General features: G+C 73.2%; 8 protein-coding genes. 1 reads left to right on the forward strand and 7 read right to left on the reverse strand.

Annotation, left to right across the window (positions count from 1 at the left end; genetic code table 11):
* Positions 1-61: 61 nt before the first annotated feature.
* The 7 genes from ABGB21_RS13170 to ABGB21_RS13200 all read right to left on the reverse strand — a co-directional run bounded on the left by ABGB21_RS13170 (position 62) and on the right by ABGB21_RS13200 (position 6462).
* On the reverse strand, positions 62-943 hold the full coding sequence (locus ABGB21_RS13170; RefSeq protein ID WP_347651668.1) for an alpha/beta hydrolase: 882 nt from the start codon (positions 941-943) through the stop codon (positions 62-64).
* A 152-nt stretch (positions 944-1095) separates the two neighbouring features.
* Positions 1096-2076 (reverse strand): PfkB family carbohydrate kinase, encoded by a 981-nt coding sequence (locus tag ABGB21_RS13175; RefSeq protein WP_347677906.1) that lies wholly within the window; start codon positions 2074-2076, stop codon positions 1096-1098.
* Positions 2073-3575, reverse strand: a complete 1503-nt coding sequence (locus ABGB21_RS13180) for a cytosine permease (protein ID WP_347677908.1) — start codon at positions 3573-3575, stop codon at positions 2073-2075. Before ABGB21_RS13180 ends, ABGB21_RS13175 begins: the two co-directional genes overlap by 4 nt.
* A 31-nt stretch (positions 3576-3606) precedes the next feature.
* The gene (locus tag ABGB21_RS13185) at positions 3607-4638 is read right to left on the reverse strand and encodes an ADP-ribosylglycohydrolase family protein (RefSeq protein WP_347677910.1); all 1032 of its coding nucleotides are present in this window, start codon (positions 4636-4638) and stop codon (positions 3607-3609) included.
* Positions 4635-5354: a GntR family transcriptional regulator gene (locus tag ABGB21_RS13190; protein WP_347651672.1), complete on the reverse strand. Its 720-nt coding sequence runs from the start codon at positions 5352-5354 to the stop codon at positions 4635-4637. The genes ABGB21_RS13185 and ABGB21_RS13190 overlap by 4 nt, the downstream gene beginning before the upstream one ends.
* 75 nt (positions 5355-5429) lie before the next feature.
* Positions 5430-5708, reverse strand: coding sequence for a DUF6295 family protein (locus ABGB21_RS13195; RefSeq protein WP_347651966.1), 279 nt, complete (start codon positions 5706-5708; stop codon positions 5430-5432).
* Between the two features lie 10 nt (positions 5709-5718).
* Positions 5719-6462 (reverse strand): dienelactone hydrolase family protein, encoded by a 744-nt coding sequence (locus ABGB21_RS13200; protein WP_347651965.1) that lies wholly within the window; start codon positions 6460-6462, stop codon positions 5719-5721.
* A 279-nt stretch (positions 6463-6741) separates the two neighbouring features.
* Between ABGB21_RS13200 and ABGB21_RS13205 the strand changes: the two genes are divergently transcribed.
* Positions 6742-8178 carry an ATP-binding protein gene (locus ABGB21_RS13205; RefSeq protein WP_347677912.1) on the forward strand — a complete coding sequence of 479 codons (1437 nt, stop codon included), beginning with the start codon at positions 6742-6744 and terminating at the stop codon, positions 8176-8178.
* Positions 8179-8192 lie beyond the last annotated feature (14 nt).

Genomic DNA, 8192 nt, shown 5'->3' on the forward strand with positions numbered 1-8192 from the left:
AAGACTGCCGGTGGGACGTGGGCGGCCCCGGATCCTCACCGTCGTGGTGCGTCCGACGTTCTCACCGCCCGTGGACCAGTTCGGCGATCTGGTCGGCGATCGGGGCCCAGAGCTGCCGGGGCAGGCTGTGGCCCATGCCCTCGAAGGTCACCAGTTTTGCCCCGGGAATCGCCGCCGCGGTGGCCCGCCCACCGCTGATGTCGATCATCCGGTCGGCGGTGCCGTGGATGACGAGCGTCGGCACCCGCAGCGTCCGTAGCCGCTCGGTACGGTCACCGGAGGCGACCACCGCGACCGCCTGGCGCAGCATCCCGAGCGGGTCGTGGCCCCGGTCGTACGCGCGTCCTGCCCGGTCGGCCACCTCGGCCTCGTCGAACGGGAAGCCCGGCGATCCCACCGTACGCATCGCCCGGACCTGCCAGTCGACGTAACCCTGCCGGTCGGCGGGCGGTGGACCGAGCGGGGCGAGCGCGGCGTGGTCGGTCCGGCCGACGGTGGGGTCGCCGGTGGTGGAGAACATCGAGGTCAGCGAACGGATCCGGTCCGGGTGTTCGATCGCGATCGTCTGGGCCACCATCCCGCCGAGCGAGGCGCCGACGACGTGCGCGCCCGGCAGTCCGAGTACGTCGAGCAGCCCGACCGCGTCGGCGGCCATCTCGGACAGCGTGTACGAGACCGAGCTGAGGTCGCCGGCCAACGCGGCGGCGACGTCCGGTACCGGTGCGTCGGTGAGATGTGTGGAGCGGCCGACGTCGCGGTTGTCGAACCGGATCACGTGCAGTCCGCGGTCGACCAGTTCGGCACAGAAGCCCTCCGGCCAGTTGATCATCTGGGCTCCGCCACCCATGACCAGCAGCACCGGCGGCGCGGCCGGATCCCCGAAACGCTCGTACGCGATGGTGAGCCCGGCCGGGCCGACGTGCCGTGCGATCTCCTCGCCCATGGTGTTCCCTCCTGCTCGGACAGGGGACGGACGCTAGCCACGTCCGTGCCCGCCCGACCAGGGAAAACGTCCTGATTTTGCCAGGTTGCCGATTAGTCGATCGTGGCGACCGGATTCCGCCCCGCCCCGGTTATGGTGGTGGTGGCGGGAGATCAGGCGTCCGCGCCGAGCAGCTCGTCGATCTCCTCGGCGGTCGGGGCGGTGGCCGGCCCGCGCCGGGTCACCGCGAGCGCGGCGGCGGCGTTCGCCCGGCGTACCGCGTCCACCGGGTCGAGGCCGCCGGCCAACGCGGCGGCGAACGCCCCGACATGCGCGTCCCCGGCACCGTTGGTGTCCAGCACGGTCACCGGGAAGCTGGGCGCCACCACCGGCACCCGGTGCCGGGCCGCCAGCACCGCACCCTCCGGCCCGGTCCGGACCAGCACCCCGGCCCGGCCGGTCCGCTCGGCCAGCGCGGTCGCGGCGGCCAGCGGTTCGGCGAGCCCGGTGAGCAGCCGCGCCTCCCGCTCGTTGCAGCTCCACCAGTCGGTCCGGGCCAACACCGGCTCCAGCACCGGTCGCGGGATCTCCGCGACCAGCGGGCCCGGGTCGACCAGCACCGTCACGCCCGGATCGAGTGTGGACAGCCACTCGGCCAGCGCCGGCCCGTTCACCGGGTACGCCAGGCTGTAGCCGGTGACGTACACCAGGTCACCGGGCTCCGGGGCGATCCGGGCCAGGTCCGCCGCGCCGAGGCCGGCCTCGGCCCCGGCGCCGGTGGCGAAGGTACGCTCCCCGCCCGGTTCCACCATCACCACGCTGAACCCGGTGTCCCGGTCCGGCAGCCGGGGCTGGACGAGTTCGATCCCCTCCTCGGCGAGCCGCCCCCGGACCAGGTCACCGAACGGGCCGGTGCCGTGCATCCCGGCGTACGCCACCGGCAGGCCCTGACGGGTCGCCGCGACCATCACGTTGAGCCCGCCCCCGACGGTGACCTGGCTCGCCGAGGCGAGTACGTCGCCACCGGACTCCGGCAGTCGGGGCAGGTACATCACCACGTCGACGATGGTGTTCCCGGTGTGCACCAGCCGGGGAGCCCGCCCCGGCCCGGCCTGCCCGGTCACGATCGGCCCGGTCACGATCGGCCCGGTCACGGCCGTGCCCCGGTCAGCTGGTCGTCCGGCCGAGGCGCCGCGACCGGCGTCGCGCGGCGGTTGCCGAGCGCGGCGGCCAGCAGGTACAGGCCGCCGGCCACCACGAACGCGGCCACCCAGCCGAGCCCGTTGCTGCCCATCCACGAGTCCGCCAGCGGGCCGGCGAACCAGACGTCGGTCGCCGAGGTGGAGGCGGTGGTGAAGAGCAGCCCGACCACGATGCCGGCCAGCCAGGGCAGCACCGCCGACCAGCGGAACCCGCCGTGCGCCCAGTAGACGCCGGTCCGGCCGGTGTCCATCAGCCCGTCCGGGTCGTACGTCCGACGGAACAGCATGTCGACAAGGAAGACCGCGACCCAGGCGGTGATCGGCACGGCGAGCAGTGAGATGAAGGTGATGAACGGCCCGTAGAAGTCGTCGGCGACCAGCATGAAGTACACGCCGCCGGCCAGGGTGAGCACGATGTCCAGCCCGACCGCGACCACCCGGCGGGCCCGCACCCCGAGGGTGATCATGGTGAGTCCGGCCGAGTAGACCGAGAGGTTGTTGGAGAGCAGCAGCCCGCCGAAGGCGGCGAGCAGGTACGGTACCGCCATCCAGGACGGCAGCATCACCTGGATCGCCGAGACCGGGTCACTGGCCGAGGCGAGGCTGCCGTCACCGGCGGAGAGCAGGCCGCCGAGCCCGATCAGCAGGAACAGCGGCACCCCGGCACCGACCGAGGCGGCCGCCACGATCCGCCCACCCGGCACGTGCCGGTGCTGGTAGCGGGCCATGTCCGCGCCCGCGTTCGCCCAGCCGATCCCGGTACCGGCGGCGATCACGCCGATTCCGGCGATCACCACGCTGAGCGGGGCGGCCGGCGCGTGCGCGACCGCGTCCCAGTCGACCCGGCTGACCAGAAACGCCCCGACGAGGATGTTGAGCGCGCCGAAGACGTACGTGGCCCACTTCTGGACCAGCACCAGGGTGGCGTGCCCGAGTCCGGAGACCACCAGGGTCAACACCACAAAAACCAGCAGGCTGATCACGGTCAGCACCGGGTTCGCCGTCAACCCGAAGACGATGCTGAGCAGCGCCAGCAGCGCGTACGCGGCGGTGGTGGTGTTGACCGTCTCCCAGCCGACCCGGGACAGCCAGGAGACCAGGGTCGGCCCGTGGTTGCCGCGTGGCCCGAAAACCGCCCGGGACAGGGTCATGCTCGGCGCGCCGCCCCACTTGCCGGCCACGCTGATCAGCCCGACCAGGGCGAACGACCCGAACGAGCCGATCGCGGCGACGGTCAGCGCCTGCCAGATGTTCATGCCGCGCAGTGCGACCAGGGTGGCGCTGAGCGGGAGTCCCAGGATCGAGATGTTGGCCGCGAACCACACCCAGAAGAGTTGGCCCGGCCCGCCGGTGCGCTCGCCCGGCGGCACCGGCTCGATGCCCCGGGTCTCGATGGCGCCGACCCGGTTGCTGTCGGCCGGCGTGCTGCCGGCCAGTTCCGTAGCGGACATCGTTGTCCTGCCTTTCCCTGTTCGCCCGCTGTCAGGGCTGCTGCCGGCGCAGGGCCAGCAGGTCGGTCGCCAGATCGGACAGCGGAAGGTGGTTCACCGTGTGGACGGTCTTCAGTGCGGTGTCGGGGAAGGCGTCGACGCCGTGGACGGCGCCGGCGACGGCTCCGACGATGGCGGCGATGGTGTCGCAGTCACCGCCGAGGGAAGCGGCGAGCAACGCGGCCCGCCACGGGTCGTCGGGGTGGACGGCGAGCACCGCGAACGCGGCCGGGACCGACTCCTGGGTCGCCACACTCGTCCCCACCAGGTGGTAGATCAGGTCGGCGGCGTCGTCCGGGGTCCGGCCGGCGACCAGCCGGGTGGCCCAGTCGATCCGGTCCGCGACGTCGGCGGCGGCCACCCAGTGGCCGTGGGTGGCGGCGAGCCGGGCCGCGCGTACCCCGGTCGCGGTCGCCGTCGCCGGGTCGGCTCCGGCCAGGCCGGCGCTGACCGCCGCCGCGACCGCGGCGGCCCCGGCCAGCGCGACCCCGGTGTTGTGGGTGACCCAGCTCGCCTCCACCACCCGCTCCACCAGCCGGTCCAGGTTGTCCACGGGTACGGCGACGCCGACCGGCGTGATCCGCATGGCGGCGCCGTTCGTGGTGCCGAACCGGCCGGCCTCCTCGATCGGGCGTCCGGCGGCGACGGCGGCGACGGCGGCCCGGGTCGACGGGCCGAGCAGGTCCAGCGACCCCCGGCGCCGCATGTCGTCCTCCCAGGCGAGCAGGTCCCGGGCCAGTCGGTGCCCGTCGATCCGGCCGTCGCCGGCGAGCAGCAGCCGGGCCAGCAGCACCGCCTGTTCGGTGTCGTCGGTGACCGCGCCGGCCGGCATGCCGGCCGCGATCGGCTGGTCGTCCGGGCCGGGTTCGAAGCCGGTGAGCCGGCCGTACCGCTGCCGGATCAGTTGTCGGGGCAGGGACTGGGTCGGCATGCCGAGCGCGTCGCCGATGGCGAGCCCGGTCAGCGCCCCGACCGCCCGCGCCTCGACCGACACCGTGCCCACCTCCGGTGTGGTGCCGCTCATTCCGGCCACCTCCCGAAGCGCAGGTGCAGCTGGAACCGCTCGGGGTCGAGCAGGCTCTCCACGTGTTCGACAAAGTCCCCGTCGGCGGTGCGACTGAGCCGGCGGGTGTGCAGGTGTGGTTTGCCGGGGGCGCAGCCGAGCAGTTCGGCGTCGGTGTCGGTGGCCGGGGCCAGCCCGACCCACTCCTCACCCCAGGACGGGACCAGCCCGGCGCCGCGCAGGGCCGCGTACAGCGATCCGGAGAGGCCGCGTTCGGGCAGTTCACGTAGCGGGCCGACGGCCGGGATCCGGCTCCGTTCGATCGAGATCGAGGCGCCGCCGGTCAGGGACCGGAGTCGGTCGACCGCGACGTACTCGGTGGTCGGCAGGTCGAACCGGTCGGCCAGTTCGGGCTCGTGGACCAGGGCCAGGCGGAGCACCCGTACGGTGGTCGGCACGCCCTGCTCGGCCAGCGCCCGGGCCCAGCCGAGCCGGTCGTCCAGCGGTCGGCCGTCAAAGGTGACGAACGACCCCTTACCGGAATGGGTGGAGATCAGCCCGCGTCGGCCGAGTTCGGTGAGGGCCTGCCGGACGGTGTTCCGGCTCACCTCGAAGCGCGCGGCGAGCGCGTGCTCGCCGGGCAGTTGGGCCCCGTTCGGTAGCCGGCCGCCCCGGATGTCCCGGGCCAACTCGTCGGCGATCCGCTGGTGCTTCAGTCGGATGACCTGTCCAGACATGTTCAGTACGGTAGCTCTGGCCTGCCGCTATCGACAACCACCCCGGCCCCCACCCCCCACCCGCGGTGAACGGACTCAGACCTGCTGGTCGCGGCTCGCCAGCCCGGCCGGCGCGGCGGCCAGCGCCGCCTGGATCGCCTCGACCAGGGCCAGCGCCGACTCCTCGGTCAGTTCGACGGCGACCCGGGAGCCGGGCCCGGCCGCCGGGTTCAGGAAGTCGATGTTCAGGGTGTGGCCGTACGGGGCGTGCGTCGGATGGTCGACGTAGACGCTGGTGTCGGTGACCGGGAACCAGCCGTTCGCCCCCTTACCGCTGCCCTCGACGGTACGGGTCACCGTGACGTACGTGCACATGCCGGCCTCCTCAGACGTTCAGGTGACGGTCGAAGAACGCGCGGACCTTCTGCCAGCCGTCGACCGCCGCCTGCGGCCGGTAGCTGGGCCGGTCCACCGCGAAGAAGGCGTGACCGGCGCCGTCGTAGCTGTGGAACTCGTGCGGCTTGCCGAGCCGGGTCAGTTCCCGGTCCAGTTCCGCCACCTGCTCCGGCGACGGGTACTGGTCCTCCGCGCCGAACATGCCGAGCAGCGGGCAGCTCAGCGACGGCGCCTGGTCCAGCAGCGGGCGTACCCGGAGCGGAAAGTCCTTTGGCGGATCGCCGACCACAAACGCGCCGTAGCAGTCGACGGCGGCGTCCAGCGGCAGCCGGCAGGCGGCGAGGAACGCCTGACGTCCGCCCGAGCAGTAGCCGATCACCCCGACCCTGCCGTTCGCTCCGGGCAGTCCCCGCAGGTGGTCGGCGGCGCCGCCCACGTCACCGACCAGCCGGTCGTCCGGTACGCCGCCCTGCGCCCGCGCCACCGCCGCCGCGTCGTCCGGGCTCGCCCCGGGCGCCTCCCGGCTGTACAGGTTCGGGCAGATCGCCGCGAACCCGTAGCTGGCCAGCCTGCGGGTGATCTCCTTGGTCGGCTCGTCGTAGCCGGGCATGTGGTGGATGACCACCACCCCGCCGCGCGGTTCCGACCCGAGCGGCTGGGCCAGGTACGCCTCGATCTCGTCGCCGTCCGCCCCGGTGATCCGGACCGTTCCGGCCTGCATCGTGTCCTGCACGTCGTGCTCCCGTCTGTCCCACCGGGATGGTCCGATGCGTCCCCCGGCGTGATCGTTAGCCTAGGGCAACGATCTGGGTTCCGCCCGGCGGAACCCCTGGCCAGACGGTTTCCGGCACAGTCGCCCACGTGCCCAGGTGCCGCCGTTCTTTGTCGGACTGTGCGCAGTCCGTTCCGTCCGCCGCCCCCCGCCCGTAGTCTGCGCTGGCGAAGGCGCGGCCGTAGCCGTCCGCCGCGCCGCCGCCGCGCCGGGAATGGACCAGCAGCCGAGGGGGCAGCGTTGAGCAGCGGGTCGGCGACCACCGGACGCCACACGTCACGGCGGATCAACCGGTTCCTGTCCGAGGCCCGGCTCGGTTGGGTCGACGCCCGGCTGATGGTCCTGATGCCGGGGCGGGAACGGGCGCTGCGGTTCCTCGCGGTGCTGCTCTTCGCGCAGCGGGCGAGCTACGTGGTGCCGGCGTTCGTCGGGATGACCACGTCGGCGGAGCGCTACCACAGTCCGGCGCTCAACGTGACCCTGCTGGTCCTGATGCTCTCCTGGAACGTGGCACTCGGCGTCCGGGTGTGGCGCCGGGGCTGGTTCAGCCGGGCCGACGTGCTGGTGGACGTGGCGGTGGCCGTCCTGCTCCTGGTCGTGGTCAACGCCAACATCCGGGGCGGCTACGAGTTGACCGCGGCGAACTGGGCCGGCAAGTTCGCCCTCGGTACGGCGGCACTGGTCGGCGCCGTACTGGCGCTGCGGGAGGTGTTCGTCGGGCTGGCGGTGCTCCTGGTGACCGCGGTGGCGGCCGCCGCCGTGCAGATCGGCGGGCTGCCGCCGTGGGAGTCCGGCTTTGTCAACCACGTGAACTCGAGCATCTTCTTCGCGCTGATGCTGCACTTCATGCGCCGGTTCCTCGGTGCCCAGGCGAGCGCGGTCGACGAGGCGACCCAACACAGACTGGCGGCGGAGACCGCGACGGCGGCGAACGCGGCCCGGTACGCCGAGCGTCTGCACCACTACCGGCGGCTGCACGACACGGCGCTGGCCACCCTGACCGCGATCGCCCGGGGCGGGCTGGACCACCGGGCCGTCGAGGTCCGGCGGCGGTGCGCCCGGGAGGCCGACTACATCCGGCAGTTGCTGACCGAGGACCAGGCGGAATCGGTGACCACGCTCGGTGCGACCCTGGCCGAGGTGGTCGCCGACGCGGGCGCCCTGGACCTGCGGGTGCACCTGCGGTCGGTGCCGGTCCCCGCCCAGGTGCCCCGGCACGTGGTGGAGGCGATCCGGGACGCGACCCGGGAGGCGTTGAACAACGTCGCCCGGCACTCCGGCACCCGCGAGGCGTGGCTCACCGTCGACTGGCACGACGAGGTGCTCGCGGTACGGGTGGTGGACCGTGGGGTTGGCTTCGACTCGGAGCGGGCCGGCCCGGGGTTCGGGTTGCGCCGGTCGATCGAGGGGCGGATCCGGGAGATCGGCGGCGAGCTGCGGCTCTTCTCCGAGCCGGGGCAGGGCACCTGCGTCGAGCTGCTCTGGTCCGAGCACGGTCCACAGGGACTCGATCCCGATCCGGCGTTCGACGAGCCGGTGGTCAGCCCGGGGCCGGGCGTGGAGTCCAGGTCGGGTGTGGAGTCCAGGTCGGATGTGGAGTCCAGGTCGGGTGTGGAGCCCAGGTCGGGGGCCGGATCGCCCACGACGGGATCAAGCCTGACCGCCCAGAGTGGGTGATCCGGCCCCCGACC

Origin of the sequence: Plantactinospora sp. B24E8 (assembly GCF_039871735.1) — a bacterium.
Taxonomy (GTDB): Bacteria; Actinomycetota; Actinomycetes; order Mycobacteriales; family Micromonosporaceae; genus Plantactinospora.

Bases quoted from the DNA above. Each gene is read 5' to 3' on its own strand.
- ABGB21_RS13170 (WP_347651668.1), bottom strand. From the start codon at position 943: ATGGGCGAGGAGATCGCACGGCACGTCGGCCCGGCCGGGCTCACCATC.
- ABGB21_RS13185 (WP_347677910.1), bottom strand. From the start codon at position 4,638: ATGAGCGGCACCACACCGGAGGTGGGCACGGTGTCGGTCGAGGCGCGG.
- ABGB21_RS13195 (WP_347651966.1), bottom strand. From the start codon at position 5,708: ATGTGCACGTACGTCACGGTGACCCGTACCGTCGAGGGCAGCGGTAAG.
- ABGB21_RS13180 (WP_347677908.1), bottom strand. From the start codon at position 3,575: ATGTCCGCTACGGAACTGGCCGGCAGCACGCCGGCCGACAGCAACCGG.
- ABGB21_RS13190 (WP_347651672.1), bottom strand. From the start codon at position 5,354: ATGTCTGGACAGGTCATCCGACTGAAGCACCAGCGGATCGCCGACGAG.